The 25,384-nt window shown below is 59.4% G+C and carries 27 protein-coding genes; 15 read left to right on the top strand and 12 right to left on the bottom strand.

The window, feature by feature from the left end; genetic code table 11:
* Positions 1–86 precede the first annotated feature (86 nt).
* Genes HDF08_RS05975 through HDF08_RS05965 form a run of 3 tightly spaced genes read right to left on the bottom strand, consistent with a single transcriptional unit; the run spans position 87 to position 4,077 of the window.
* Positions 87–662 carry a hypothetical protein gene (locus HDF08_RS05975; protein WP_179637628.1) on the bottom strand — a complete coding sequence of 192 codons (576 nt, stop codon included), beginning with the start codon at positions 660–662 and terminating at the stop codon, positions 87–89.
* Positions 659–2,623, bottom strand: a complete 1,965-nt coding sequence (locus HDF08_RS05970) for a sensor histidine kinase (protein WP_179637627.1) — start codon at positions 2,621–2,623, stop codon at positions 659–661. Before HDF08_RS05970 ends, HDF08_RS05975 begins: the two co-directional genes overlap by 4 nt.
* Positions 2,624–2,625: 2 nt before the next feature.
* Positions 2,626–4,077: a sigma-54-dependent transcriptional regulator gene (locus HDF08_RS05965; protein ID WP_306459668.1), complete on the bottom strand. Its 1,452-nt coding sequence runs from the start codon at positions 4,075–4,077 to the stop codon at positions 2,626–2,628.
* 267 nt (positions 4,078–4,344) lie between these two features.
* Between HDF08_RS05965 and HDF08_RS05960 the strand changes: the two genes are divergently transcribed.
* Both HDF08_RS05960 and HDF08_RS05955 read left to right on the top strand, forming a co-directional pair.
* A complete protein-coding gene (locus HDF08_RS05960) occupies positions 4,345–4,671 on the top strand; it encodes a rhodanese-like domain-containing protein (protein WP_179637626.1) in 327 nt (108 codons plus the stop codon).
* Between the two features lie 346 nt (positions 4,672–5,017).
* Positions 5,018–5,689, top strand: coding sequence for a hypothetical protein (locus HDF08_RS05955; protein ID WP_179637625.1), 672 nt, complete (start codon positions 5,018–5,020; stop codon positions 5,687–5,689).
* Between the two features lie 72 nt (positions 5,690–5,761).
* Here the strand turns inward: HDF08_RS05955 and HDF08_RS05950 are convergent, their stop codons facing one another.
* On the bottom strand, positions 5,762–6,097 hold the full coding sequence (locus HDF08_RS05950; RefSeq protein ID WP_179637624.1) for a 4Fe-4S dicluster domain-containing protein: 336 nt from the start codon (positions 6,095–6,097) through the stop codon (positions 5,762–5,764).
* 170 nt (positions 6,098–6,267) lie between these two features.
* Positions 6,268–6,849, bottom strand: a complete 582-nt coding sequence (locus tag HDF08_RS05945) for a hypothetical protein (RefSeq protein ID WP_179637623.1) — start codon at positions 6,847–6,849, stop codon at positions 6,268–6,270.
* A gap of 261 nt (positions 6,850–7,110) precedes the next feature.
* Here HDF08_RS05945 and HDF08_RS05940 point away from each other — a divergent pair, with 261 nt between their 5' ends.
* Positions 7,111–7,788 carry a class I SAM-dependent methyltransferase gene (locus tag HDF08_RS05940; protein ID WP_218884512.1) on the top strand — a complete coding sequence of 226 codons (678 nt, stop codon included), beginning with the start codon at positions 7,111–7,113 and terminating at the stop codon, positions 7,786–7,788.
* Between the two features lie 342 nt (positions 7,789–8,130).
* Here HDF08_RS05940 and HDF08_RS05935 read toward each other — a convergent pair whose 3' ends face one another.
* Both HDF08_RS05935 and HDF08_RS05930 read right to left on the bottom strand, forming a co-directional pair.
* A complete protein-coding gene (locus HDF08_RS05935; protein ID WP_179637622.1) occupies positions 8,131–9,180 on the bottom strand; it encodes a tyrosine-type recombinase/integrase in 1,050 nt (349 codons plus the stop codon).
* A 200-nt stretch (positions 9,181–9,380) separates the two neighbouring features.
* On the bottom strand, positions 9,381–10,334 hold the full coding sequence (locus HDF08_RS05930) for a site-specific tyrosine recombinase (protein WP_179637621.1): 954 nt from the start codon (positions 10,332–10,334) through the stop codon (positions 9,381–9,383).
* A 351-nt stretch (positions 10,335–10,685) separates the two neighbouring features.
* Here HDF08_RS05930 and HDF08_RS05925 point away from each other — a divergent pair, with 351 nt between their 5' ends.
* From HDF08_RS05925 to HDF08_RS21420, 4 genes are all read left to right on the top strand, one after another.
* Entirely contained in the window at positions 10,686–11,972 is a 1,287-nt protein-coding gene (locus HDF08_RS05925; protein WP_179637620.1) for a POTRA domain-containing protein, read from the top strand.
* 146 nt (positions 11,973–12,118) lie between these two features.
* The gene (gene ffh, locus HDF08_RS05920) at positions 12,119–13,513 is read left to right on the top strand and encodes a signal recognition particle protein (protein ID WP_179637619.1); all 1,395 of its coding nucleotides are present in this window, start codon (positions 12,119–12,121) and stop codon (positions 13,511–13,513) included.
* Between the two features lie 9 nt (positions 13,514–13,522).
* A complete protein-coding gene (locus HDF08_RS21425) occupies positions 13,523–14,344 on the top strand; it encodes a hypothetical protein (RefSeq protein WP_218884511.1) in 822 nt (273 codons plus the stop codon).
* 17 nt (positions 14,345–14,361) lie between these two features.
* Positions 14,362–14,856: a hypothetical protein gene (locus tag HDF08_RS21420; protein WP_218884510.1), complete on the top strand. Its 495-nt coding sequence runs from the start codon at positions 14,362–14,364 to the stop codon at positions 14,854–14,856.
* Between the two features lie 162 nt (positions 14,857–15,018).
* On the opposite strand, the gene HDF08_RS05910 is transcribed toward HDF08_RS21420, so the two are convergent.
* On the bottom strand, positions 15,019–15,729 hold the full coding sequence (locus HDF08_RS05910) for a hypothetical protein (protein ID WP_257030883.1): 711 nt from the start codon (positions 15,727–15,729) through the stop codon (positions 15,019–15,021).
* A gap of 192 nt (positions 15,730–15,921) precedes the next feature.
* Here HDF08_RS05910 and HDF08_RS05905 point away from each other — a divergent pair, with 192 nt between their 5' ends.
* From HDF08_RS05905 to HDF08_RS05890, 4 genes are all read left to right on the top strand, one after another.
* The gene (locus HDF08_RS05905; protein WP_179637618.1) at positions 15,922–16,293 is read left to right on the top strand and encodes a cupin domain-containing protein; all 372 of its coding nucleotides are present in this window, start codon (positions 15,922–15,924) and stop codon (positions 16,291–16,293) included.
* Positions 16,294–16,452: 159 nt separating this feature from the next.
* Complete coding sequence (locus HDF08_RS05900) at positions 16,453–16,734, top strand: hypothetical protein (protein WP_179637617.1); 282 nt, start codon at positions 16,453–16,455, stop codon at positions 16,732–16,734.
* A gap of 394 nt (positions 16,735–17,128) precedes the next feature.
* Complete coding sequence (locus HDF08_RS05895) at positions 17,129–17,272, top strand: DUF3309 family protein (RefSeq protein WP_179637616.1); 144 nt, start codon at positions 17,129–17,131, stop codon at positions 17,270–17,272.
* Positions 17,273–17,414: 142 nt separating this feature from the next.
* Complete coding sequence (locus HDF08_RS05890) at positions 17,415–17,801, top strand: Fur family transcriptional regulator (protein WP_179637615.1); 387 nt, start codon at positions 17,415–17,417, stop codon at positions 17,799–17,801.
* Positions 17,802–17,807: 6 nt separating this feature from the next.
* On the opposite strand, the gene HDF08_RS05885 is transcribed toward HDF08_RS05890, so the two are convergent.
* Positions 17,808–19,322, bottom strand: a complete 1,515-nt coding sequence (locus tag HDF08_RS05885; protein ID WP_179637614.1) for a helicase HerA-like C-terminal domain-containing protein — start codon at positions 19,320–19,322, stop codon at positions 17,808–17,810.
* A 15-nt stretch (positions 19,323–19,337) separates the two neighbouring features.
* Positions 19,338–19,907 carry a GNAT family N-acetyltransferase gene (locus tag HDF08_RS05880; RefSeq protein ID WP_257030882.1) on the bottom strand — a complete coding sequence of 190 codons (570 nt, stop codon included), beginning with the start codon at positions 19,905–19,907 and terminating at the stop codon, positions 19,338–19,340.
* Positions 19,908–20,091: 184 nt separating this feature from the next.
* Between HDF08_RS05880 and HDF08_RS05875 the strand changes: the two genes are divergently transcribed.
* The 3 genes from HDF08_RS05875 to HDF08_RS05865 all read left to right on the top strand — a co-directional run bounded on the left by HDF08_RS05875 (position 20,092) and on the right by HDF08_RS05865 (position 22,750).
* The gene (locus HDF08_RS05875; RefSeq protein ID WP_257030881.1) at positions 20,092–21,036 is read left to right on the top strand and encodes a dienelactone hydrolase family protein; all 945 of its coding nucleotides are present in this window, start codon (positions 20,092–20,094) and stop codon (positions 21,034–21,036) included.
* A 2-nt stretch (positions 21,037–21,038) separates the two neighbouring features.
* On the top strand, positions 21,039–21,728 hold the full coding sequence (locus tag HDF08_RS05870) for a peroxiredoxin family protein (protein ID WP_373563127.1): 690 nt from the start codon (positions 21,039–21,041) through the stop codon (positions 21,726–21,728).
* 158 nt (positions 21,729–21,886) lie between these two features.
* Positions 21,887–22,750: an IclR family transcriptional regulator domain-containing protein gene (locus HDF08_RS05865; protein ID WP_179637611.1), complete on the top strand. Its 864-nt coding sequence runs from the start codon at positions 21,887–21,889 to the stop codon at positions 22,748–22,750.
* Positions 22,751–22,783: 33 nt separating this feature from the next.
* Here HDF08_RS05865 and HDF08_RS05860 read toward each other — a convergent pair whose 3' ends face one another.
* Together HDF08_RS05860 and HDF08_RS05855 are read right to left on the bottom strand one after the other, a co-directional pair.
* Entirely contained in the window at positions 22,784–23,335 is a 552-nt protein-coding gene (locus HDF08_RS05860; RefSeq protein ID WP_179637610.1) for a DUF1697 domain-containing protein, read from the bottom strand.
* 11 nt (positions 23,336–23,346) lie between these two features.
* Positions 23,347–24,258, bottom strand: coding sequence for a type I phosphomannose isomerase catalytic subunit (locus HDF08_RS05855; RefSeq protein ID WP_179637609.1), 912 nt, complete (start codon positions 24,256–24,258; stop codon positions 23,347–23,349).
* Positions 24,259–24,385: 127 nt separating this feature from the next.
* Here HDF08_RS05855 and HDF08_RS05850 point away from each other — a divergent pair, with 127 nt between their 5' ends.
* The gene (locus HDF08_RS05850; RefSeq protein ID WP_179637608.1) at positions 24,386–25,375 is read left to right on the top strand and encodes an acyl-CoA desaturase; all 990 of its coding nucleotides are present in this window, start codon (positions 24,386–24,388) and stop codon (positions 25,373–25,375) included.
* The last annotated feature ends 9 nt before the right edge of the window (positions 25,376–25,384 follow it).

Genomic DNA, 25,384 nt, shown 5'->3' with positions numbered 1-25,384 from the left:
TAAAAGAAGTTACAGAGCCACCGGCTCGCTGACTCGCTGACCGGTTTAACTGCCGACTAGCTAACTCGCTGCCTTTAGCTGACTCGCTATTTCTCCAAATCATCCAGCAGCAGCTTAGCCTTCGTCGCCAGCGTCTTCGCCCCTTCGGCATCGCCGGACTTCAACGCATCCTGCGCATCCTTCCAGAAGTTCCGCACCTTGCTCACCTGCGCCTTCTGCTCTTCCACCTTCTGTGCCGGCAGCGCATTCAGCCTCTTGTCGATCGACGCAATCAGCTCCTCCGCATCCTGCTTCGTCTGAGGATTCGTCTCTCCCCCTGCCGTCAGAGCACCCACCGCCGCATCCGGCGAAGGCGCTGCCGCACTGGCAACCTGCGTCTCAGACACGGGCTCAGGTGGCGCAATGACCTTCGGTGGCTGCTTCTTCCTCTTCTTCGGCTTCCCTGCCTCGGTCGACACCGGCACCGTCGGCAGCTTCGCCGGCGGCTCTTCCACCATCGGCAGATCATCCGGCTCCGGAATATCCTCAAGCGCCACCGGAGACATCACCGGCGGCAGCGGCGCGAGCTGCGGCTTATGCCGGCATCCTGCCATCCCCATCGTCAAACCAAACCAGAGAGTCGTCCATGCGATCTTCTGCGTAATGTTGCCCGTACCCTTCAAACCCGTTCCCCTAGCTCTTTCTGAACTGCACCTGCGGCCTTCCTGCTCTCGCCGCCAACTCCCGACGCAACCGGCACTCGAAACGTAAACGTCGTCCCCCGCTCGACCGAACCCGGGTCGGCATTGGATCGTACCTCCATCGCTCCGCCATGCAGCTGCAAAATCCGATACGTCATCGCCAATCCGATTCCGCTTCCCTTTGGTTTGGTGGTGAAGTACAGTTCGAAGATACGCGGTAATAGCTCCTTAGGTATACCCTCTCCTTCATCGATTACTTCCACAACAGCAAACTGGTGGTCCCGCCGCATTCGCACCACCATTGCCCCGCCCTCGGGCATCGCCTGCATCCCGTTCAGCAACAGGTTTAGCAGCGCCTGCTGCATCAGCTGCGCATCCACTCTCACCATCAACGGCTCGCGCGGACCATCCACCATCACCTGCACCCTATTCTCCTGCATCTCGGCAGCAGTCAGCTCCATCACCACCTCCACCACCTGGCGCAGGTCCTGCTCCTTCAAATGCAGCTCCATCGGCCGCGAAAAGTCTGCCAGCGTCTGCACCACCCTGTCCAGCCGCTGCATCTCTCCCGACAGAATCTCCACATGCCGCTGCGCCCCGCCAAACGCCTCCGCACCGCCCGGCGCCAGCTTTCCGCGCAGAAGCTCCAGATGCAGCACCATCGCGTTGATAGGGTTCTTCACCTCATGCCCCACCCCGGCCGTCAGCCTTCCAATCGCCGCCAGCCTGCGCGCCACCTCCAACTCCTGCCCCAGTTGCGCCACCGACTCCATGTCCCGCAGCGTCAGCAGAGTCGCCACACTCCCCGCCCCTGCCAGTTCCTCATCGATCTGGCCCGAGATCCGGTCCAGCGAGAACTGCACCTGCCGCCCGTCCTCCAGCGTCAACGCCTGCGCACTTACCTGGCCCCCCTCCGCAAACGCCTCCAGCACCGCCTCTCCCAGCACGCTATCCGGCGCAAAGATCTCTTCCAGCCGCATCCCCACCAGCTTTTCGTGATCCTGGTTCAACGGGGCACCCAGAAAATAAGCCACCGCATCCGACACCATCACCGCCCGCCGATCCGCCGTAAACAGCAGCACGCCGTCACGCAGCGTATCCAGCATCTGGTTCAGATTCGCCTGCAGCGCCGTATACCCAGCCTCCTGCGTGCGCATCTGCTCTCCCAGCCGGTCCAGCGTCTTCGTCACCCGAACCACCGCATCGCTCCGCGTACTCCGGCTCTCCAGCAACCTCTCCGGAATCGGCCCGCCCGCCTTCGTCAAGCTCTCAAGCCGCGCGCTGATCGACTCCAGCGGACGCAGCGCCACATTCGCCAGCAGCCCCGCCGACAACATCGCCGCCAGTGCCGCCAGCGCAGCAAAGATCAGTGCATCCAGCAGCCACGGCTCATACGCATTCTTCAAAAACGTCGACCGCACCCCAACATGCACCACCAGAAACGGCGCCCCATTCCGCTCCAGCGACTGCGAGATATCCAGCACCCGCGGCTTGCCGAACACCACTCTCATCTGCCGCGAGATCGGCCCATTCTGAACACTCGCCAGACTGAACCGGAACACCGCCGGCTGATCCACTGCATCCGGATCCGTGCTCAGCAGGGTCAGCCCATGCGCATCCGTCACGCTCACGTCCTGCACCGTAGGCGAGTAGCGCACAATCGTATTCATCACCTGCATCAGCGCCGTCTCGCTCCTCAGCGCGTCCACCACCGCCCGATGCAGCGCCTCGTCGCTCCGGTCCACCGGCGGATTCGCCCGCAGCCCCGTCTCCACCGCCTTCCGCATCTCCAGCCAGACCTCGTGCACCAGCACATCATTCGCCGCAGCCGTCTGCTCGATCCTCTGCCGCAGCAGCTCGCTCAAGAACAGTGCCGAAAGCACCAGCACGATCGCAAACGTCAGCCCCGTTGCCGACAGCACCAGCTTCGTCTTCAGCCGCATCGTTACTCCGTCACAGCAGCGTTCGAATATTCCTTCAGCTTATTCTGCAGCGTCTTCGAACTGATCCCCAGAATCTCCGCAGCCTTCGTCTTGTTGTTATGCGTCGCCACCAGCGTCTTCAGAATCAGCTGCCGTTCTGCCTCATCCACCGTCGTCCCCACCTCCACCCGCACCGAGTTCGACTCATCCAATCGCCGCTGTCCATCCTCAAACTGAGCCGCCTGCGCAGCTGCGACAACCGCAGCCTCCACGCCGGCCACGCGATTCGGCGGAGGAGCAAATCCCGGTTCCCCAAAGTGCGGCGGCAGATGCTCAATCCCCAGCATCCCCGACCCCGCCAGAATCACCGCCCGCTCAATCGTGTTGCGCAGCTCCCGCACATTGCCCGGCCAGTTATATCCCTCCAGCCGGATCATCAGCGAGTCCTTTAGCCCCGCCACCGTGCAGTGATGCCGCTCATTCATATCGTCGATCATCTTCTCCGCAATCGCCGACACATCCATCAGGTGATCGCGCAGCGGAGGCATCTGGATATTAAAAACATTCAGCCGATAGTAGAGGTCCCCACGCAGCTCCCCACTCGCCACAGCCTTCTCCGGATCCTTATTCGTCGCCGCCACCACCCGTACATCCACTGGCGTCTCAATCTTGCTGCCCAGCCTGCGCAGCTTCCGGTCCTCCAGCACCCGCAGCAGCTTGGCCTGCGTCGCCATCGGCATCTCGCCAATCTCATCGAGCAACAGCGTCCCCTCCTCTGCCAGCTCAAAGCATCCAGCCCTTCGCTCCAGCGCCCCGGTAAACGCGCCCTTCTCATGCCCGAAGATCTCGCTCTCGATCAGCGTCTCCGGAATCGCCGCGCAGTTCACCGCAACAAAAGGCTTCAGCCTCCGCGCACTCAGGTCATGCAGCGCCCGCGCCACCAGCTCTTTTCCTGTCCCGCTCTCCCCCGTCACCAGCACCGACACATTCGACGGAGCAATCCTCTCGATCATCGCAAAGATATCCACCATCTGCGGCGACGACCCCACCATTGGCCCCAGCACACCCGTATCCCTCAGCTGCCGCCCCGTAGACTCCAGTTCCGCATCCGCCTCGCGCTGACGGCTCGCATTCTGCAGAATCGTCTTCAGCCGACCCGGGTCCACCGGCTTCGGAATATAGTCGTACGCCCCCATCCGCATCGCATCCACAGCCGACTCAATCGACCCCTGCGCCGTCAGCATCACCACCGCAATCCTCTGTGGCAGCTCGCCAATCCGGCTCAGCAGCTCCATCCCATCCATCCGCGGCATCTTCAGGTCGGTCACAATAATAGCTGGAGCCCACGCCACCGCCTTCTCCAGACCCTCCATCCCATCCGCCGCACACTCCGCCCTGTAGCCCCAGCTCTCAATCAACTCCGTCAGGCCACTCCGTGCGTGGACCTCGTCTTCAACAATCAGTACCTTCTCCAATACACTCTCCAAACCAAAACCGTTCGCAGAACCCAAGACAGTCTCCAAGGCAGCCACCGTCCATAATGAAATTCGTGAGCACTCTCAGGATGCACCCTGCTCAACCGCATCCCCAACAACATACCCAGCCCGGCACACTCCGCCGAACCGCCGGCATTAACCCGGCTCTCGCCCAAGCCTCGCCCCAACTCTCGTCAAAGCCAGGCGCGGAACCCTGTGCCTGATGCCATCTCTCCTAATGCCATCTCTAAGGATATCCTTGAAATCATGCTAGAGCCCGAAATTACCGCAGAAGCCTTCTCCATGCTCCGCCAGCAGCCCAATGCCCCCCTCCTGTTGGACGTCCGCGAGCCCTGGGAGTACCAAACCGCTCACCTCCCCGACTCCACCCTCATTCCCATGGGCGATATCCCCTCCCGCGCCCACACCGAGCTCGATCCCGACGCCCCCATCGTCGTCCTCTGTCATCACGGAGCCCGCTCCCTCAGCGTCACCATGTGGCTGCGTAATCAAGGCTTCGACCACGTTCAGTCTCTCGCCGGTGGCATCGACGGCTGGTCCCGCTCCATCGACCCCACCATCCCCCGCTACTAACGCAAACGCAACCACTTCAAAGGCCATCATTCTAAACAAAGGCCGTCATCCTAAACAAAGGCCGTCATCTTGAACAAAGGCCATCATCCTGAACAAAGGTCATCATCCAAAATGCAGCGAACCATCTTAAAGAGCCGTCATCCTGAACGCAGTGAAGGATCCCCGTATTTGCAGTTGTCGTTGCAGTTCTTGTTGTCATCCCCGAAGGGGATCTGCGGTTGCCTTTGCCTTCGCCCATTTGCTTCTCATTCAGCACCCTGAGCGTAGTCGAACACGGTGAAAAGCCTGCTGCTGCCTTCTCATAGGCGCCAATAGCCCCAAGCATCACAACCCCAGGAGGCCCAGATTGAAAACCCTTCTCCCCCTGCTCCTCTCCCTAACCCTAACCACCCCAGCCCAACAACCACTCCCACCCAACTACCAGACCATCCTCACCAACCAAACCTTCAACGTCATCCGCGTCCACTACGGCCCCCACGAGAAAGTCCCCGTCCACGACCACCCCGCCACCTCCACCGTCTACGTCTACCTCAACAACTCCGGCCCCGTAAACATCATCCACGAGAACCCGCCCGAAACCATCACCCGCCCGCCCACGCATCTCGGAGCCTACCGCATCAGCCGAGGCATCCTCGAGCGCCACTCCATAGAAAACCTCAGCGACCTCCCCTCAGACTTCCTCCGCGTCGAACTCCCCCACCTCGACCTAGGCAACACCCCGGACTTCCGCGGCCCCGCCCCCACCGACCTCACCCACAACATCAGCTCCACCGAGTTCTCCTCCGCCGGCCTCTCCGTCCGCAGAGTCGTCTGCGCTACCTCTGCTCCCTGCGCAGTCCCACCCTCGCCAGACCGATCCCTCGTAGTAACCCTCTCCCCTACGACCATCCTCCACAACAGCCACCCCACAAAGATCTCACTGGGCACCGTAGTCGCCATCGCCCCCAACCAGCCCTTCGAGATCGCCCCCGCCACCCCCGCCGAACCAGCCCACATCCTCCTCATCTCGGCCCATTGACGAAGTTGCCTCCGCCCACAGACATCAATCTGCCATGCATTGGACCAACCGGAAAGCCGCACTTCGGCGCAGTCAGCGTCGCAGTTGCAGCTTCTGAAGTGTAATCGCCTTCTCTGGGCAGGCTGTGACGCACAAGCCGCATCCCCGGCAAGCTTCAGGGACGAGAACGAACGCCTGCTTGCCGCCATGCACCAGCAACTTGAACCTCCCGACCCAAGGAAGCCCAGCCTTCTCCTCAGGCGTGACGGTGCGGATAACGAGAACATCGTAAGGACAAATGGGAACGCATGGTCCCTTCGCTTCGCAGCGCATGGGATCGATTACCGGCACCATGACGCCCGGCTCGAATCTGCAATCTGAATCAGGCTTGCTTGCTGACTGCAACGCCTCGCCTTGAAAACTTGCCATAAAGCTCACCTGCGTCTACGCGCTCGAGTCGCACCTGTGCGGGCCTGCCTGCCAGATCGGTCACGATCTCACGCCACCCCAGGGTGCGCTACTGTAATGACGTCTCAGAGTCTCAGATATTGTGGCGGCAGAACAGCATTCCAATGGAAGGGAGAGAATCCACCCTCCCATTAGCTCTGCGGTGGCAGTGGCTGCGGCTGAGCAGAATTCGTACCGTCCGGCGCAGACTCCCCATCCGAAGGCGCTGGCTGCTCCGGCTCGGCCTCAGGCATCCGCGCGGGATTATCCTGGATCCGCTGGCCAGGCACCCCCGGCAGCGGACGATCGATTGGAGCCTCCGGAGCCTCCTGAATCCGCGGCTCATCCTGCTGAGCCTGCCGAATCTTCGCGCTCCGCTCGACCACCCCGTTCAGCTCCTGCTGCTGCCGCTGCGAAGCCGCCTGCTGCCTCTGCAACAGACTTGCATCCCGCTGCCTCTGCGCCTCAGCCAGAGCATTCGGATCAACCGCCGGTGGCCGAGCCGGCGCCAAAGCAGGCGCAGCCGCCCGCCGCACCGGGTGATGTGTGCCTCTATCGGCGACCACCGGCACTGGCGGCGGATCATCAGGAAAGTCCGGTTGTGCCGCCCGCGGCACCGTCCGTACTACAGGCTGCACAGCAGCCGGAGCCTGTTTCTTCTTGCACCCCTGCCCCGCCATCAGCGCCAACCCCACCGCCGCCAACCCCGCACCCTTCGCGAATCCTTGCAGCATTCCGTACCTCGCCCTCATTGGATGCAGCCCCCTTCCCGAAGACCGCAAAGGTTAAATCGTTTACCGGGATCAAACAACTCCTGTGCCATAATGCTTCTCAGGGAGGGACTGCGACAAACTCAAGAAGGTCAACACTTAGCAATCAAATATTCATGATTAAAAATGCTTAAATCGGCCAACCGATCTTCCCTCAATGCATCGAACTTGGCAGTACCATATAGCCAACTATTCCTCCCAACTCCCCAGGATGATGGTGACTAAATGATCGCAAGTGTTAAATCCTTTCTCAAGAACGTCCCACTGATTGGCCCAGGCCTCGTTCAACTTCGCCGAGCACACTTCAGAAACTCGGTTGACTACTGGGAGCGACGCTACCGCAAAGGTGGCGACTCAGGCCCGGGCAGCTACAACCGCCTCGCCCACTTCAAGGCCAACTTCCTTAACACCTTCGTCCAGCAGCACCACATCGCCTCCGTCATCGAGCACGGCTCCGGCGACGGCGCGCAGCTCAAACTTGCCAGCTATCCGGCCTACACCGGCGTCGATGTCTCCCCCAAAGCCATCGAAATCTGCCGCTCCCTCTTCGCCAACGACCCCAGCAAACGCTTCTTCGAAGCCAGTCTTCTCCCCGCAGGCACTAAGGCGGACCTCGCTCTCTCACTCGACGTCATCTATCATCTCGTCGAGGATCACGTCTTCGACGACTACATGCGTAAACTCTTCGCCTCCGGCAGCCGCTTCGTAGTCGTCTACTCCAGCAACATAACCAAGGAGTGGCACTACAAACACGTCCATCACCGCGCGTTCACCGACTGGGTGGCCCAACATCAACCTCAATGGTCTCTCCACTCCACAATTGCCAACGACTACCCCTACGACCCATCCAACCCAGACGACACCTCCTTCTCCGACTTCTACGTCTACGCCACCACCCACTAGAGCAGTATCGCCGTAGAGCACGACCGAAGATCTGTCAGTTTCACCGAAGGACAACGGCCTGCTGTTGCGCGCAGTGGAGAAACCCGCTGTCTGCCACCGCCAATTCCAGACACGAAAATAAATCTCAAAACGCTGTCACTTTTTTCGCCACCACAAATCGCACCACCCATCAGCCACGAACTCACCACAAGCCACCACCATCTCACCATCAAAAAACCACGTTCAAAACCACGTTTTACGCAAAACCCCCAGCAAAAACCAACACCCCCGCATCTTCAAAAAAATCCAACACAAAACCAGCCCTTCAAAAAGTATCTACGGAGATCTCACTTCGCCCTGTTCTCACTTAGCCCGAGGATGCGTCTCGTCATACACCTTCTGCACCTGACCCACCGTCAACTGCGTATACCTCTGCGTCGTCGACAGCCGCTCATGCCCCAGCATCTCCTGGATCGCCCGCAGATCCGCACCCTCCTCCAGCATGTGCGTGCCGAACGCGTGCCGCAGCGTATGCGGATGCACATCCGCCGCCAGCCCCCGGCTCAGCGCAATCGCCTTCACAATCCGCCCCACACTCCGCGTCGTCAGCCTGCAATCGCCACGCATCCGCAGATTCATCATCAACGGCCCCTCATGCACCAGCGTGCCCTTGCCCGCCGCCACCAGCTTCGCCTCGCGCAGCGGCAGATACGCCCTCAACGCCACCGCAGCCTCATCCCCCAGCGGCACCAGTCGCTCCTTCCGCCCCTTGCCGCGCACCAGCACCGCATCATCGCGCCACTTCACACTGCCCATATTTAAACCCACCAGCTCCGAGTTACGAATCCCGCACCCATACAACAACTCGAAGATCACCCGATCCCGCTCAGGCCACGCCGAAGCATCTCCCTCCTCCGCATCGCCACCACCGTCCGGGTGCCCCATCCTTCGCGTACTTTGCGAAGGGTGGGAGGCTACACCGTCCGCTCCGCCAGCCCTCTTCTCAGTCGAACCATCCAGCGAATTCAAAACTCGATTCACCTCTTCCATACTCGGCACCCGCGGCAGATGCTTCGGCAACTTCGGCGTACTCACCAGCAGCGCCGGATTCTGCGCCACATGCCCCTCCTTCGCCAGCCATTTGAACCAGCTCCTCACCGCCGCCAGCGCCCGCGCCGCACTCGCCTTGGTCAGCCCCCGTTCATACAGCGCCCCCAGGTAACCGCGAATATGCAGATGCTCCACCGCACTCACCTTCGCATCCTTCCCCAAAGTCTCATTCAGATAAGCCGCAAAGCTCCGCACCTCGCGCGCATAAGCCCGCACCGTATGCTCCGACGCGCCTCGCTCATTCGCGAGCATCGCCAGAAACCCTTCGGCCAATCCGTTAATCCCGCCAGCCTTATCCCGCATTTCGCCTCTGCCTTGCTCTGCCGTTGCCTTGTCTTTGTCGTTGCCTTTGTCTCTGCCGTTGCCTTTGTCTTTGCCGTTGCCGTTCTTGTTGTCATCCCTGAAGGGGATCTGCGGTTGCCTTTGCTGTCATCCTGAGCGGAGCGAAGGATCCCGAAGACCCTCGCTCGCCCCAACATCCCAAACCTTTCAACCCCAACCCTTTAAACCACCCGCCTTTTCCCCCGCGGATGATGCTCCCGATGCACCTTCTTCAAATGCCCCAACGCCACATGTGTATAAACCTGCGTCGTAGCAATATCCGCATGCCCCAGCAAAGTCTGCACACTCCTCAAATCCGCACCATGCTCCACCATGTGCGTAGCGCAGCTATGCCTCAGCATATGCGGACTAGCCTTACCCGTCCCCGAAGCCGACCGCACCATCTCCCAAACCCACTGCCGCGTCAGCGCATTTCCCCGCACACTAAGAAACAGCGCCCTCTGCACCGCATGGCCTCCCCGCTCCAGCCCGCTCCTCACCAACCCCGGCCTCCCCACCACCAGATACCTCTCCAAAGCCTCCACCGCCGACCGCCCCAGCGGCACAATCCTCTCCTTATCGCCTTTGCCCCTCACCTGCGCCCGCGCCTGGTCCAGATGCACATCCTCCACCCGCAGTGCGCATATCTCCCCCACCCTCAGCCCGCCCGCATACAGCAGCTCCAAGATCGCATGATCCCGCAGCGCCAGCCCATCCGCACCGTCACTCCGGGCAGCAACTCCGGTCCGCTCCAGCATCTCCGCCACCTCGCCCTCGGCCAGCGACTTCGGCAGCACCTTCCAGCTCGCAGGAGTCTCCACATTCACTGTCGGATCATGAGTAATCCGTTTATCCATCAGCAGCCAGCGATAGAACCCACGCAGGCAGCTCAGCTTCCGCGCAATCGACCTCGACTCCACCGCGTGCCCACGCAGCCCCTCCATAAACCCGCTCACATCCGCCTGGGTCGCCCCCACCAGCAACCCGTCGCGCCCCTCAACATGCTCCGCAAACTGCTCCAGATCCCTTTGATATGCCTCACAACTGGCCGGTCGAAGCCCTTTCTCCACCCGCAGATACGCCACAAACTCCCGCACTGTCCGCGCGTTCCCTCCAGCCTGCCCAATCTCGTGCATAGAACTCGATTATCCCGCCCGCCAAACCTCCGTGCCTGCCGACTCGCAACCCGAACCAACCTGGCCACGCACCAAGCCCGTCACTTGCCAAGGCGAGCGTCCTGCCGGACGGGCCTCCTGCGCGGAGAGCGGTCACTTCGTGACGCGCATACCCGTCTTTGCGAACGAGAAAGCATAGCTCCTCCCGTTGGTCGGCACGGACTTCAACCTGCGAACAACGGGAGCACCAAGCGAAGCGGTAAACAAGTCACGAAGTGACCGCCCCACGCGTAGTGGGCCCGCTGGCAGGACGCACTTGTCCCTAAAAAAGTCTCTTCTCTCCCATCGCGGCATGGGGTATCTTCCATTCAAATGCGCTCTACCACCCTCAGGCCCGCTCTCCTCGCTCTCTGCCTCTCCGTCCTCACCCTCCAACTCCCCGCCCAGACCTTCACCCTGCCGCCCATCACCTTCACAGGCGCACCCGCCTTCTCCCAAGCCGACCTCCTCAAAGTCAGCGGCCTGCAACCAGGCGCAGCCGCCACACAGGCAGACGTTCAAGCTGCCGCCCAACACCTCAGCGACACCGGCCTCTTCTCCGACATCAGCTTCGAATCCAACGCCACCGGCCTGGTCTACGATCTCAAGCCGATGCCGCCAGAAAATCTCCTCCCCGCCACCTTCACCAACTTCGTCTGGTGGTCCCCCTCCGAACTCACCTCCGCACTCACCGCCCGAGTCCCCCTCTACATCGGAGTCGTCCCGACCACCGGCAACCTCCAGGACAACATCACCTCCGCCCTCAAAGCGATGGTCGCCGAAAAAGGAGTCACCGCCAACGTCGTGGCCCTTGCCGTCAGCTCTCAACCCGGAGCCACCCCAACCGCCATCGCCTTCGCCATCCAGTCGCCTGAGATCCGCGTCCACAAACTAACCGTCGTGCATGCCTCCCCCGCCATGCAGCCCAGGCTCGACACCGTCATCAAAGACCAGACTAATCAGCCCTTCGACACCAACACCACCCGCACCACCATCACCAAAGCACTCACCTCGGCCTACCACGACGCGGGCTATCTCGACATGGCCGTCCTCAACCTCTCCCAAACCCCGCCCCAGGCCACCCCCAGCGTCATCGATCTCGACTTCACCGCCACGCTCAGCGAAGGCCAGCCCTACCAACTCTTCCAACTCACCTGGCCCGGCTCCGAGGTCATCAGCACCGCCGACTTCAACAAGCAAGCCAAGATGAAGCCCGGCGACATGGCCTCCGAAGCCGCTCTCCGCCAAAGCCTCTCCATCATCGCCGGCGCCTACTTTGCCAAAGGCTTTCAGGACGCCAAAGTCCAGGCCCCCGCCACCTTCGACCACCTCAGCCACCACGTCTCCTACACCATCATCGTCGACCCCGGCCCGCAGTACCACATCCACAGCGTCAAAGCCCTCGGCCTCTCCACCGAGCAGCAGAAGCAGTTCGACTCCGCCTGGCACATGAACCCCGGCGACTTCTACGACACCACCTACCTCACCGGGTTCCTCCACAACAACAGCGCCCTCCAGTCCCTCGCCGGCTACTCCGCCACCTACAACGCCGTCGCCGACCCCAACACCCACCTCGTCGACCTCACCATCACCTTCGCCAAAGGCGGCATCCTCAACTAAGCCCAATCATCTTCCGCCGCAACTCCGTATCGCGACCATCGGAAGCACTAGCCGAAGGGGTATACAAGTCACGAAGTGACCGCACCGCGCGCAGCGGACCCGGCCGGTAGGCCATCGCCGCCATTCCCTGTAAACTTGTAGCAGTCATGTTTGAAAACCTAAGCGACAAACTCCAGCGTTCCTTCAAGACCCTCCGCGGCCAGGGCACCATCTCCGACGAGAACATCTCCGACGCCATCCGCGAGATCCGCCTCGCCCTCCTCGAGTCCGACGTCAACCTCACCGTCGTCAATGAGCTCGTCGAGCACATCCGCACCCGCGCCATCGGCGAAAAGGTCGCCACCGCCCTCTCGCCCTCCGAGCAGATCGTAAAAATCGTCCACGACGAGCTAGTCAACCTCCTGGGCCGCGACACCGCCCGCTTCCAGAAAGCCTCCCAGCCGCCGAGCGTCATCCTCATGGCCGGCCTGCAAGGCTCAGGTAAAACCACAACCTCCGGAAAGCTGGCCCAGTGGCTAAAAAAAGCCGGCCACCGCCCCATGCTCGTCTCGGTCGACGTCTACCGTCCCGCCGCCCGCGAGCAACTCGCCATCGTAGCCCGCTCCATCTCCGCCCAACTTTACGAGGGCAAACTCACCGACTCCGACATCGCAAAGCCCGGCACCGACGCCGTCCTCCGCCTCGCCAAAGAGGCCAAACGCGACGCCGCCAACTTCGGCTGCGACATGCTCATCGTCGACACCGCCGGCCGCAACCAGATCGACGCCTCCCTCATGGACGAGATGGCGCAGCTCAAAAAGCTCCTCTCGCCCTCCGAGATCCTCTTCGTCGCCGACGCCATGACCGGCCAGGACGCCGTCAACTCCGCCAAGGCCTTCAACGATCTCCTCACCATCACCGGCGCCATCCTCACCAAGATGGACGGTGACGCCCGAGGCGGCGCTGCCCTCTCCATCCGCCACGTCACCGGCGCGCCCATCAAGTTCCTCGGCACCGGCGAAAAGCCCGACGCCTTCGAGCCCTTCCACCCCGACCGCATTGTCTCCCGCATCATGGGTCACGGCGACATCGCCACCCTCCTCGAGCGCGCCGAATCCACCCTCGACCGCGGCAAAGCCGAGCAGTTCGCCAAAAAAGCCCTCTCCGGCGACGGCTTCACCCTCGACGACTTCCGCGACCAGCTCCGTCAGATCAAAAAGATGGGCTCCATGAAGTCCATCCTCAAGATGCTCCCCTCCGTCGGCCCCTTCGCGGGCATGCAGCAGGCCGTCGAAAACGTAGACGAAGGCCAGTTCACCCGCGTCGAATCCATCATTAATTCGATGACCAACAAAGAGCGCCTCGACCACGAGATCATCAACGGCAACCGCCGCAAGCGCATCGCCAAGGGCTCAGGCACATCCGTACAAGACGTAAACAACCTCCTCCGCCAGTACGCCCAGATGCGCAAGATGTTCAAGTCACTCGGCGGTGGCGGCGGCATCAAAGCCCAACAACGCATGATGAGCCAAATGCAAGGCAAACAAAAATTCGGCAGGTAATATCAATTTATGTTCGGTGATCACAACTCGGTTCAAACGAAGAGCTTTACCACGGACGAAGTCTATGGTGTTACTCGAGATGTCCCCCTCAACTATGTAACGCGGAAAAAAGTCGATGATTCGTTCGTCAGCACGTTGACTCGCGACAAACATGTCGTCATTTTCGGAAGTTCGAAGCAAGGCAAAACGTGTCTTAGAAAACATTGCCTAAAGGACGACGATTACATTCTTGTTCAATGTTCCAACAAGTGGAATATCCAAGAACTCCACTCCAACATACTAAAACGCGCAGGATTTCAAGTTGTTCAGTCCGAGAAGAAAACCATAGAAGGAACAAACAAAATAAACGCTGGCCTAAAAGCTGGTTTCATGGGAATCAGCGCGGAATTGGGGGGAGAGAAAGGATCGACTGAGACGAGCGAAGTGGAAGTCCACGATTTGGAACTCGATCCTGGTGATGTTAATGACATCATTGCCGCACTGAAGGCTGCCAACTTTCAAAAATTCATCGTTCTTGAAGATTTTCACTACTTACCTGTTTCGACACAAATAGACTTTTCTGTTGCACTAAAAGCCTTTCATGAGGCCTCAAAAGTCTGCTTTATTATCATTGGCGTCTGGCTCGATAATGATCGTCTGATTGTCTACAACGGAGACCTCACGGGAAGGGTCGTATCTGTTGATGCTGATACCTGGACCGAAGAAGAACTTGGCTCAGTGATTAGCTGGGCGCAAAAATGCTCAACGTTACTTTTGATCCAGCGTTTGCAACGAGTCTCATTAAGTTTTCTAAGTTCAGTGTCTACGTTGTTCAAGAGGGTTGCCGCCTAGCTTGCTTGGAAGCAAACGTGACAAGTACAGCAGAAAGCCAAAGAGTCGTTGGCAAAGAAATTAATGTTGAAGCACTGATAAAAAATATCGTCGATCAACAAAGTGGTCGGTATACCACCTTCATGAACCTTTTTGCAGGTGGCTTTCAGGACACTCAGCTTAGGATGTATCGATGGCTTCTACATCCGGTCTTGACGGCAAAGTCTGAAAAACTTCAGGCAGGCTTCACGTATGCAGAATTACGGAAACACCTTCAAGAACACCACCCCTCAGGCAAGGCTTTGAATCCCGGTAATTTGACACAAGCACTACAGTACTGTTCCTCCCTTCAGGTCGAGAAAAATATTAAGGCAATTGTGCTTGATTATGATCAGACGGGTCTTCGACTCAATATTGTTGATCGTGGATTTATTGTGTGGCTTGAATACCAAGACAAAGCAGAACTTCTAGAGGCGCTGGATCTCGACAATCCAGATGAACCAACTTTGCCAGGATTTGAAGCGTCAACTTAGATGAATTGCGGGCCCTATTCACGCAGTCTCATCGCATGAGTAGGCATTCGCGCGCGGCGCGAACCGCACTACTCCCAACCCGCCCGGCACAAATTCATGCGAAAAATAAGGATCTTCTGCGAAGGGTAGGAACGTAAATCCACTAGGCCGCAAATAGAGGCATCACTTCATCTCCCCCACCGTCCCATCCGACCACGCCGTCACCGGAACCATAAAAATCGTCACCGGCTCAGGGTTCCCCTGCGCAGCGAAGACCTGTGACCCGTCGAGGTTCGCACCCCAGCTCGCAGCATCCGTAGTCGGCAGGAAGAACATCAGATGCGGACGCCAATGGCCGTCATGATCGTTCAGATTGCCCTGCTTCGACATCATGTAGCACATCGTCCCCTGCTCCGGCGCGCCAATGACCTTCGTCGCCACCGCCTCCTTCATGCGTGCCTCCACCTGATCCTTCGGCATCCCGGACAGCACCAACTCCGTCCGCTTCAGATACGCTGGCATCACCGACCGCGCAGCCGCCGCATTGAAGCAGTGCGGCGCACGCAGCTTCGGGTTCCAGAACTGTGGATCGTCAAAGGTGGTAGCCCACGAGCGCTCCACCAGGCAGACGAATCCGTTCTTCCCTTTCGCCGCCGTCTCGTAGCCGTGGCTGCCGAGCACCATCACCTCCGCATCACCGCTCACTGCCACATTCGCCGCACTGCGCGCCAGCGCAACCTCCTCCGCCACACTAGCCACGCGGTACTGCTCAATCGGAGCCATCGCCGGATACAGCGCCTTCGCTCCCTGCCCCCAGCCGACACCAGCCGCACCGAGTAGAGCCACACCACACACCACGCCAGACACTATCGTTCCAATCATTCGATTCGCCATCGCACAGCCTCCTTGAATAAGTCGCTTCACCTGCCTGGGCCGTCATTCCTGACCGTGAGACCGTTCACACGCGACAATGTTATGCCCAATGCCCATACCTCGCTTCTGAGATTTGGGCACTGACGCCACACGCGAACGGAAGATCCCAAACCTCTAACCGCGTGCTAAACTCCTCGCCACAAGGAGACACCCATGAAGCACGCCACCCCCGTGGCCGCCTTCTTAGCGGCCGCCCTCAGCACCACCGTTCTCATCTCGCAAGTCGAACAGAAGACCCAAAGATTCCCTCAGTTTGAAAATGAAGACGTCAAAATCTGGAAGACGATCGTCACGCCGCACCAGCCACTCGCCATGCACCACCACGATCATCCCCGCGTCATCATCGCACTCACCGGCGGTACCATGAACATCGTCGAGCCCTCCGGCGCATCCGAAACCCACGTATGGGAGACAGGCAAAGCCTACTGGCTCCCTGCCATGGCTCCCAACACCCTCCACTCCGACATCAACGCCGGAGACAAGCCAATGGAGGTCATGGTCGTCGAACTCGAGAAGGAAAAATAACCCGAAACGAGAAGGGCAAAACCTGACAAGATGGCCTGACCACGGTCAACCAGCCCTACATCAAACTTTATGTAGCGTCTCTACAACTTTCAGGCCATCCAAACCGCCTCTCATCTCGTACCCCTTGCGAACGTCTCTTTCCAAAGAAGGAGGCACGAGATGTCGACTCATTACTGCCCCGAGGGGACACTGCTCCTCCAAAACCTTGCCGAAGCCATGCGCCGCCAGTGCGAACTCCCCGCAAAATCTAAAGCAATCGAAGAGATCGCCCGCGAAATGGACACCGCGGAAGCCGTCCAGGCAGCAAACCGGCACGCCGCCGACCATCTGATGGCCTGCCCCATCTGCCGCACCCCCTCGCCCACCCCAAGGATGACCTCTGTACCCAATCGCTTTCAAACGAAAGGACAGACCACCCAGGACCATTCAAGACAAAATTAGACCCATCGAAAACAGCCGAAAAATCGCATGTCAAGCCCCATATGCGCGAAAACCCGCTCCAGACGCGACTTTTCGCGTGGCGTATTCACTCCCCTCAAACAGTTATCCTGTAAGAGTGCGATATCGACTCTCACCAAGCGAGTTTCGAGACTCCATTTCGCCGTAAGTAATTCAAAACAAGTATTTTGCGCGCAACCCTCTTGTTTTCAAGATTTTACAGACACACTCCACCCCTAAGTCAATGTAAAGAAATAACTTCCTCCCAAAATACCCCGAGGGGGAGGGGGAGGGGTGCCTGCGCCGGAGCACAAAAGAGATTTGTTATCACGTTCGTAACAAAATCTGCATCACATCTCCATCTGGCGAATCTTCGCCGAACGGAGAAAAACTAAAGATGCTTATCGTTCTGATTATTCTGATCCTGGTGTTCGGCTTTGGAGGCTTTCGCATGGGACCTGGCCTCGGCTACTACGGAGGCGGTGGAATCAGTCTCATCCTCCTCATCGTCCTCATCCTGCTGTTGCTAAAGGTTATCTAGCCCAAAGTTATCTAACTGGACAGGCCCATTCCGCACGCCCGAGTGGGCCCGCTCAGTCCTCCCTGCCTCATCCCCCAGTTGAAACCCTAGTTGAGACTATCTTCGCAACAGGCTAGGATTAAGACGCTAGCCAAGCGTGCTCATGCCATCGACCATCCAAACCCGCAACACCCGCCAGAAAGATGCCATTCGCGCTGCCTTCGTGGAAGCCAACCGTCCGCTGTCCCCAGACGAAGCCCTCGCACTCGCCCAGAAAGAGGTCGATGCCCTCAGCATCGCCACCGTCTACCGCAACATCGGCAGCCTGGTCGACGACAGGTGGCTCACACCCGTTGACGTCCCCGGCCACTCCACCCGCTACGAGGTCGCCGGCAAGGCCCACCACCACCACTTCCAGTGCAACACCTGCGGCACCGTCCACGAACTTGAGGGCTGCGAGATGCAGTCCCGGCCGAAGCTCCCTCGCGGCTTCAAGTACGCCAGCCACGAGTTCTTCGTCTACGGTACCTGCTCCTCCTGCGCCAAATAGCGCCCTCTACCTCTTCGACCCACCCAGCAGCGATCCCAGCACCCCACGGATCAACTGCCGTCCTACCGTACTCCCCATCGTCCGCGCCGCGCTCTTCACCGCAGCCTGCAGCACCGTATCCCCCCGCTGCGAACTCCCCTGCCCCAGCACCCCGCCCAACGCAGTCCCAGCCGCCTCCAGGCTCCCCAACCACCCCGAGCCCGAACCCGCCGGAGACCCTGCTGAACCCGCCGCCCCACCCGAAGCCACAGCCTTCCCCTTCAGCCGCTCATACGCCGACTCCCGATCCACCACCGTCTCATACACCCCCGCCACCACCGAATTCTTAATAATTGCCGCTCTCTGTTCCGGAGTAATCGGACCGATCTGACTATGTGGAGGCATAATCATCGCGCGCTCCACAATCCCGGGAATTCCCTTCTCGTCCAGAAACGAGACCAGCGCCTCTCCTACACCCATCTCCGTAATCACGGCCTCCACATTCAACTTCGGATTCGCCCGAAACGTCTGCGCCGCCGCCTTCACCGCCTTCTGATCTCGTGGCGAAAACGCACGCAACGCATGCTGTACACGATTCCCCAGCTGACTAAGAACCGTATCCGGTACATCGATAGGATTCTGTGTCACAAAGAACACCCCAACCCCCTTCGACCGAATCAATCGCACCACCTGCTCAATGCGATTCTGCAAAACCGAAGGAAGGTCGTTGAACAAAAGATGAGCCTCATCGAAGAAGAACACCAGCTTCGGCTTCTCCTGATCTCCAACCTCCGGCAGCTTCTCAAACAGCTCACTCATCAGCCAAAGCAGAAACGTCGCATACAGTTGTGGCGACTGCAACAATTGATCCGCCGCTAGAATATTCACCACGCCCTTGCCACTCGAATCCACCTGCAGCAAATCATCGATATTTAACGCCGGCTCCCCGAAGAAAAGATCTCCTCCCTGCTGCTCCAACGCCACCAACCCGCGCTGAATCGCGCCGATGCTCGCCGCAGAGATATTTCCGTACTGCGTCTGATACTCCTTCGCAGCTTCGCCGACATGCTGCAGCATCGCCTGCATATCTTTCATGTCCAGCAGCAGCAATCCACTGTCATCGGCGATCTTGAAGACCAGAGTCAGCACGCCCGTCTGCGTATCGTTCAGATTCAGAATCCTGCTGAGTAGCAGCGGCCCCATCTCACTGACAGTAGCTCTCACAGGATGCCCCTGCTTGCCAAAGACATCCCAGAAGACCACAGGACATCCTGCAAAGCTCCACTCCCCCAGACCCATTGCTGCAACCCGCGCATCGAACTTGGGCGAACTCTTCCCCGCCTGCGAGATTCCCGACAGGTCTCCCTTCACATCGGCCGCAAATACCGGTACTCCAATCGAACTCAACGCCTCCGCCATCACCTGCAGCGTAACCGTCTTGCCCGTGCCCGTAGCCCCCGCAACCAGACCATGTCGATTCGTCATCCCCGGCAGCAAGTAAAGCTCGTCCACGCCCTTTGCAATCATCGGCATCTCAATCATCGATTCACTCCCAACTCAATCTGCCTGAAGACTACACGGCGTCGTGCCAACCTCAAAGCCATGCCGCTTCACCATCCGCACGACCTCAATCGTCACCCCACTGCCTACTGGAACCTGCCTTCGTTCCACCTCTCGATATCCCTTTCGCGCATACAGCGACACTCCGGTCAACGTACTACCCATCTCAAAGTCCGTGAAACCTGCTGCCACCGCCGCCTCCTCAGCAGCGTCAAGAATCAAGCCACCCAAGCCCATCCGCGCATAGTCAGGATGCACAAAGATCGCCCGGATCTTCGCCGCATCCTGCCGAGGATCTAATCTCTCAGGCGCAATACGTTCCACTTGGTGATCGCCGCCATAAAGCGTCTTGCGAAAGCTCCATCCACCACATCCAGCCATCTCACCGCCTTCAATGATCGCTACAAAATACGTCCCATCCGCGATTAGCTGGCTATCCACGGTAAACACCGTAGCCAATGCGCCCTCTCTCTGCGCCGGAGAATAGTCCGTAGTTTGAAGTCCCCGCACTGACGCCACGATGAGACTACGAATCTGAGCTACATCGTCCGAAGTAGCAATCCGCAAATGAAATCTTTCCATCCGAAAAGTGTATAAAAAGCGGTTCTGAACACCCTTCGCTCGCAGCCTTCTCAGTCAACTACAACCGCTTTAATGCTTTTATCAATCTCATCAATGTCCCGCCAAAATCGTAGCCTCACCTTGTCCGTCTACTCAATCGCGTACTACACTCCTCCCCATGACGTTCACAATGCCTTACACTCTCAAGCTCGTCGCTGCAGCTCTTCTCCTCCCCCTCGCCACCGCTACCCTCCACGCGCAGGACTGGGCCAAGACGCGTCTAGAAGCCTCGCCCCGCCACCACGAATACGTCCCGCTCAAACACGGCGACCGCACCGTTCAGGCCTTCGTCGTCTACCCCGAGGTCAAAACCAAGGCCCCCGTCGTCATTCTCATCCACGAGATCTTCGGACTCAGCGACTGGGCCAAAGAGATGGCCGACGAGTTAGCCGCACAGGGATTCATCGTCATCGCTCCCGACCTGCTCACCGGCTTCGGCCCCAACGGAGGTGGCTCCGACGCCTTCCCTAATCAGGACGCGACCATCAAAGCTGTCTCCGGCCTCGATCCCGCCGTCGTCAACGCAGACCTTGACGCCGCAGCGGACTACGGCAAGAAGCTCCCCGCGGCCAACGGCAAACTCGCCGTCACAGGCTTCTGCTGGGGAGGCGGCAAATCCTTCGCCTTCGCCGCTCACCGCAAAGATCTCTCAGCCGCCTTCGTCTTCTACGGCCCCGGCCCCTCGGACGTCACCACCATTACCGCCCCTGTCTACGGTTTTTACGCCGGCAATGATGCCCGCATCGGTGCAACCCTACCCGCTACCGTCGATGCCATGAAAGCTGCTGGGAAAAAATATGAGCCCATCACCTACGACGGCGCGGGCCACGGCTTCATGCGTGCCGGCGAAGATCCCAGCAACAACGTTCCCGGCAACAAGACCGCTCGCGAGCAAGCCTTCACCCGTCTCGTCACTCTCATCAAAGAGATGAAAGCGGGCCCTGTTGCCGCCAACGCCAGTCACAACAAAACCGTAGCGCAAAGATCGCAGCCGACCGCCTCCTGCCACGCCACAACAAATACTGCGAAAGCCAGCCCAACACCACAACCCACAGAGACAGCTGCAATAATGTAACTGTGGCCGCTGCGCTCAACATCTCGCTTCAGGATCAACTGGACCGCATCACGCAAAATACCCGTGCCCTCGTCCAGCCCGAGCGCCTCGCTGTCTCCGAAAGGGCGACCGAAGACCTTTTCAACACCGGCATCGAAGACCGCGTCATGAAAACCGGAGATCAAGCTCCATCCTTCACCCTTGAAGACGCTCTGACTCACAAGCCCGTCAATTCAGCTGATCTACTCGCCCTCGCCCCACTCGTCGTCAACTTCTTTCGCGGCCGCTGGGACCCCTATTGCGTCACCGAACTTGAAGCCTGGCGAGACCTCCATACCGACCTCCGCAGACGCGGCGCTATCTTCGTTGCGATCTCCCCGCAAACCACCCGCCAAAACAACTTCACCCTCGAGCAGCACGGCTTGCAATACCCTCTCCTCTCCGACCCTGGCGCAACCACTGCTGAGAAATTCGGCATAGCCCATACCATCCCGCAGGCTCTCCGCAGCTACTACCAGTCCATCCTCATCAACATTCCCTTCAACAACACCGGCCTCAGCTATCACAACGCCACAGAAGCCAGCTGGCGCCTCCCGATGCCTGCGGTCTTCGTCATCGACCAGACCAACACCATCGTCTTCGCCGAAGGCCACGCCGACTTCCGCGTCCGCCCTGAACCCGCCGACGTCCTCGCCGCTCTCAACCTGAGATAAAAACGCCTACCTTGCAGAGTTGCGAAACACCCCGTCAACATTCCACTTAATATTGAAGCTGTCTCGTGAACATCTTGCGATATCTTAGCCGTGCGTTTATCGTAGTGATAGTCCGTCTATCGAACACCTCTTTGATAACGTCACGGAAAGGGACCCGCATGAGCCTCACGCCTCGCCAACCCCTCGCATCGGCAGCCGAATCTCTCCCGCCCACTCCGCCCGCAGCCGCCAAACCCACTCCCGCCTCCTCTCTCGACGTCTTCACCGGCGATCCCAACTTTATGACCTCGCTAGCCCGCGGTCTTATCGTCATTCAGGCCTTCACCCAGCAATCCCCGCAGATGACCATCTCGCAACTCAGCGTAAAGACTGGCCTCTCCCGCGCCGCAGTTCGCCGCTGCCTCTACACCCTCACCAAACTGGGCTTTGCCGGCGCGGAAGACGGTTCGCGCTACTCCCTCCGTCCGCGCATGCTCACCCTCTCCCATACCTACACCACCTCCAACACCCTCTCCACCGCCGCCCAGCCTATCCTCGAACGCATGTCAGCCGCTCTCCGCGAGTCCTTCTCTGTCGCCACGCTCGACGGCGAAGACATCGTCTACATCGCCCGCACCCAGGTCAACCGCGTCATGGCCGTCGACCTCCACATCGGCAGCCGCCTGCCCGCCTACTGCACCAGCATGGGTCGCATTCTCCTCGCCTACCTCCCACCCGAGCAACTCGAGCAGTACCTCGCCAAAGCCGTCCTCACTCCACACACCACACGCACCATCACCTCAGTCGAGAAGCTCCGCCTCACTCTGCGCAACGTGCGCCGCAACGGCTACGCCCTCGTCGATCAGGAGTATGAGGTCGGCCTCCGCTCTCTGGCCGTCCCCGTCTTTGCCTCCTCGGGCCGAGTCGTCGCCACGCTGAACCTCAGCGGCAATGCACCCCGTCTCTCCGTCCTCGAGATGCAGAGCCGCTTCCTCAACCACCTCCGCAATGCCGCCAACGAACTAGGCGCCTTCCTCAACTAGCATCAGCAAATCCTGGCGAACGAAGCTCGCGCGTCAAGCCATCATCTCCGCGAGCTTCAAGACCGTCCGCCAGTTTCGCATCGTGCTCACTGTCTTCAGCTTCGAGTCGAAATACGCATTCGTCAGCTTCGTCTTCGCCGCTCCGGTTACGAGTTTCATATAGATCTCCCGCCCGATGACGGCAAACTCATCCGGTGCGGATCGCATCGCATCCAGCCCCGCCACCAGGTCCCGCCCCGGCTGATCCGCCAGAAAACAAACATGCAGCATCTCTTCCGCAGCCCCAACCTTCAAAAACGGATTTGTCCGAATCGCTGCCTGCATCTCGGAAGCCGTCCGCAGCACCACCGGCACCTTCAACCCAAACTGCAATTCCACCTGATTCGTAATTGCGTCCTGCACTCCACCTGCCACCTTATCGCCTGCGCAGAAGACTACATTCCCGCTCTGAATGTAGGTCACCACCTCTTCACATCCAGAAGTGACGAAGAGTCCCGCCAGCTCTTTCATCGGCAGCATATTTTTACCGCCAACGTTGATGCCGCGCAGCAAAGCAACATATTTTCCAGTCGCTTTCGCCTTCATAATGTCACCTCTTAGACCGGCGCCACACAACGCGCAAACGTTACTCCGGCCTTCGTCTCCACAACCACATCCCCGTCTCCCATCGGCACCACCACAGTCCTTCCGGGAATCAACTCCAACTCTCCATCAGGTGTCCTCACCACACCACTCCCCGCCAAACCAACAAGACAACCCGCTCCTGCAAAATCGACCGTCCGTTTCCTCGTCGCAGAGATCTCAAATCGATCCACCACAAAATATCTCTGCTCAATCAACCTCGTAAATCCGGCCATCTCCCGCGGCGCAACCTTCCCCGCCTGTGTCTTAGACTTAATCACCTGTAAGCCCTTCTCCAGATGCAGTTCCCGAGGCCGTCCATAGTCATACAGCCGATAGGTCACATCGCTCGTCTGCTGCGTCTCCAGCAGCACCACCCCGGGCCCGATAGCGTGCACTGTCCCTGCATCCACGAATAGCATGTCCCCCACCGACACTGGCACATGCTCCAGCAGCAGCTCCAGCGTCCCGCTTTCGACCGAAGCCGCAACCTCCTTCGCGCCGACGCCCGCCTTCAATCCCAGCGCGACCGTCGCACCCGGCTCCGCCTCCAGCACGTACCAGCACTCAGTCTTTCCCCGCGTCTCCCCCATCGCCCTCGCCTGCGCATCATCCGGATGCACCTGCACCGAAAGCTTATCCGCCGGAAACAAAATCTTTACGAGAAGCGGAAACTCGCCACCCATCTTCTCCCCAACCGAAGCCAGCGTCCGCCCCTTGAACGGTCCACTCTGCACCAGACACTGCGGTCCAGTCAGCCAGGCCTCCCCCACCAACTTGGTCGTCCCAGTCTCATCAAACCAGGGCTTGAGATCGCTCTTTCCCCACACTCTCTCGCTAAACCACGGCTTCAATCCAAACGGCGCAACTCTGGTCCCACTTGTCATACTTCAAGGGTATCAACTCCCACCTTTGGGTGGCATTACAAAAGTCTTACACCACGTCTGCCTTCACCCCTGATAGCGTCAGTATTAGCAGTTCACCGGTACCCGAAACACAAGGACAGCGATACATATGACCCCGATCACCACCATCGAAGAAGCCCCGGTAAAGGCGCCCAAGCTCGCCGCAGTAGTCCCAGCCGTCGCCGAAGTCACCCAGAAGATCAAGCAGGACCTCCGCATGGGCCGCGAGCACCAGGAAGGCCGCATCAACTGGATCACCACCATCGCGATGGGACTCTTCCACGTCGGAGCTATCGCTGCTCTCTTCTTCTTCTCTTGGAAAAATCTCGCTGTCTTCCTCGTCATGTACTTCTTTGCGATCAACGTCGGCATCGGCGTGGCCTATCACCGCCTGCTCACTCATCGCGGTTATAAAGTTCCCAAGTGGGTCGAATACTTCGTCACCATGTGCGGCTGCCTCGCGCTCGAGGGCGGCCCGATCTTCTGGGTAGCCACCCACCGCGTTCATCATCAGAACTCCGACCAGGAAGGCGATCCGCACACGCCGCAAGACGGCACCTGGTGGGCTCACGCCGGTTGGATCCTCTCCGGCCGCGCCCTCCACTCCGAGACCGCCCTCCTTGGCCGTTATGCTCCTGACCTCACCAAGGATCCCGTCCACGTCTGGCTGAGCAAATACCACTACGTTCCCCTCGTCGTCACCGGCCTCCTTCAGGTCGCTCTTGGCGCAGCCCTCGCACCCGCGGGTCATCACGCAGTAGGCGCTCTCGGCATGGTCCTCTGGGGAACCTTCCTCCGCGTCACCATCGGCCTCCACGCCACCTGGCTGGTCAACTCCGCCACCCACCTCTGGGGCAAACGCCGCTTCGAGACCAAGGACGACTCCCGCAACAACTGGTGGGTCGCCATCCTCACCGGAGGCGAAGGCTGGCACAACAACCACCACGCCCATCCCGTCAGCGCCCGCCATGGCCTCGCCTGGTACGAGTTCGACATCAACTACTACTGCATCTGGCTCCTCAGCAAAGTCGGACTCGCGGAAAAAGTCCAGATCGCCAAATTCGATCCAAGTAACCCCAAACCGGCTGGCGTCATCTAGTACACCAGT

Origin of the sequence: Tunturiibacter empetritectus, from assembly GCF_013410875.1 — a bacterium.
Taxonomy (GTDB): domain Bacteria; phylum Acidobacteriota; class Terriglobia; order Terriglobales; family Acidobacteriaceae; genus Edaphobacter; species Edaphobacter empetritectus.
Note: the sequence above shows the minus strand (reverse complement) of the source record. Positions and strands in the feature narration are given on the sequence as shown.

Bases quoted from the DNA above. Each gene is read 5' to 3' on its own strand.
- HDF08_RS05970 (WP_179637627.1), bottom strand. From the start codon at position 2,623: ATGCGGCTGAAGACGAAGCTGGTGCTGTCGGCAACGGGGCTGACGTTT.
- HDF08_RS05960 (WP_179637626.1), top strand. From the start codon at position 4,345: ATGCTAGAGCCCGAAATTACCGCAGAAGCCTTCTCCATGCTCCGCCAG.
- HDF08_RS05950 (WP_179637624.1), bottom strand. From the start codon at position 6,097: ATGGCAAGTTTTCAAGGCGAGGCGTTGCAGTCAGCAAGCAAGCCTGAT.
- HDF08_RS05945 (WP_179637623.1), bottom strand. From the start codon at position 6,849: ATGCTGCAAGGATTCGCGAAGGGTGCGGGGTTGGCGGCGGTGGGGTTG.
- HDF08_RS05940 (WP_218884512.1), top strand. From the start codon at position 7,111: ATGATCGCAAGTGTTAAATCCTTTCTCAAGAACGTCCCACTGATTGGC.
- HDF08_RS05935 (WP_179637622.1), bottom strand. From the start codon at position 9,180: ATGCGGGATAAGGCTGGCGGGATTAACGGATTGGCCGAAGGGTTTCTG.
- HDF08_RS05930 (WP_179637621.1), bottom strand. From the start codon at position 10,334: ATGCACGAGATTGGGCAGGCTGGAGGGAACGCGCGGACAGTGCGGGAG.
- HDF08_RS05925 (WP_179637620.1), top strand. From the start codon at position 10,686: ATGCGCTCTACCACCCTCAGGCCCGCTCTCCTCGCTCTCTGCCTCTCC.
- ffh (WP_179637619.1), top strand. From the start codon at position 12,119: ATGTTTGAAAACCTAAGCGACAAACTCCAGCGTTCCTTCAAGACCCTC.
- HDF08_RS21425 (WP_218884511.1), top strand. From the start codon at position 13,523: ATGTTCGGTGATCACAACTCGGTTCAAACGAAGAGCTTTACCACGGAC.
- HDF08_RS05910 (WP_257030883.1), bottom strand. From the start codon at position 15,729: ATGGCGAATCGAATGATTGGAACGATAGTGTCTGGCGTGGTGTGTGGT.
- HDF08_RS05905 (WP_179637618.1), top strand. From the start codon at position 15,922: ATGAAGCACGCCACCCCCGTGGCCGCCTTCTTAGCGGCCGCCCTCAGC.
- HDF08_RS05900 (WP_179637617.1), top strand. From the start codon at position 16,453: ATGTCGACTCATTACTGCCCCGAGGGGACACTGCTCCTCCAAAACCTT.
- HDF08_RS05895 (WP_179637616.1), top strand. From the start codon at position 17,129: ATGCTTATCGTTCTGATTATTCTGATCCTGGTGTTCGGCTTTGGAGGC.
- HDF08_RS05890 (WP_179637615.1), top strand. From the start codon at position 17,415: ATGCCATCGACCATCCAAACCCGCAACACCCGCCAGAAAGATGCCATT.
- HDF08_RS05885 (WP_179637614.1), bottom strand. From the start codon at position 19,322: ATGATTGAGATGCCGATGATTGCAAAGGGCGTGGACGAGCTTTACTTG.
- HDF08_RS05875 (WP_257030881.1), top strand. From the start codon at position 20,092: ATGCCTTACACTCTCAAGCTCGTCGCTGCAGCTCTTCTCCTCCCCCTC.
- HDF08_RS05865 (WP_179637611.1), top strand. From the start codon at position 21,887: ATGAGCCTCACGCCTCGCCAACCCCTCGCATCGGCAGCCGAATCTCTC.
- HDF08_RS05860 (WP_179637610.1), bottom strand. From the start codon at position 23,335: ATGAAGGCGAAAGCGACTGGAAAATATGTTGCTTTGCTGCGCGGCATC.
- HDF08_RS05855 (WP_179637609.1), bottom strand. From the start codon at position 24,258: ATGACAAGTGGGACCAGAGTTGCGCCGTTTGGATTGAAGCCGTGGTTT.
- HDF08_RS05850 (WP_179637608.1), top strand. From the start codon at position 24,386: ATGACCCCGATCACCACCATCGAAGAAGCCCCGGTAAAGGCGCCCAAG.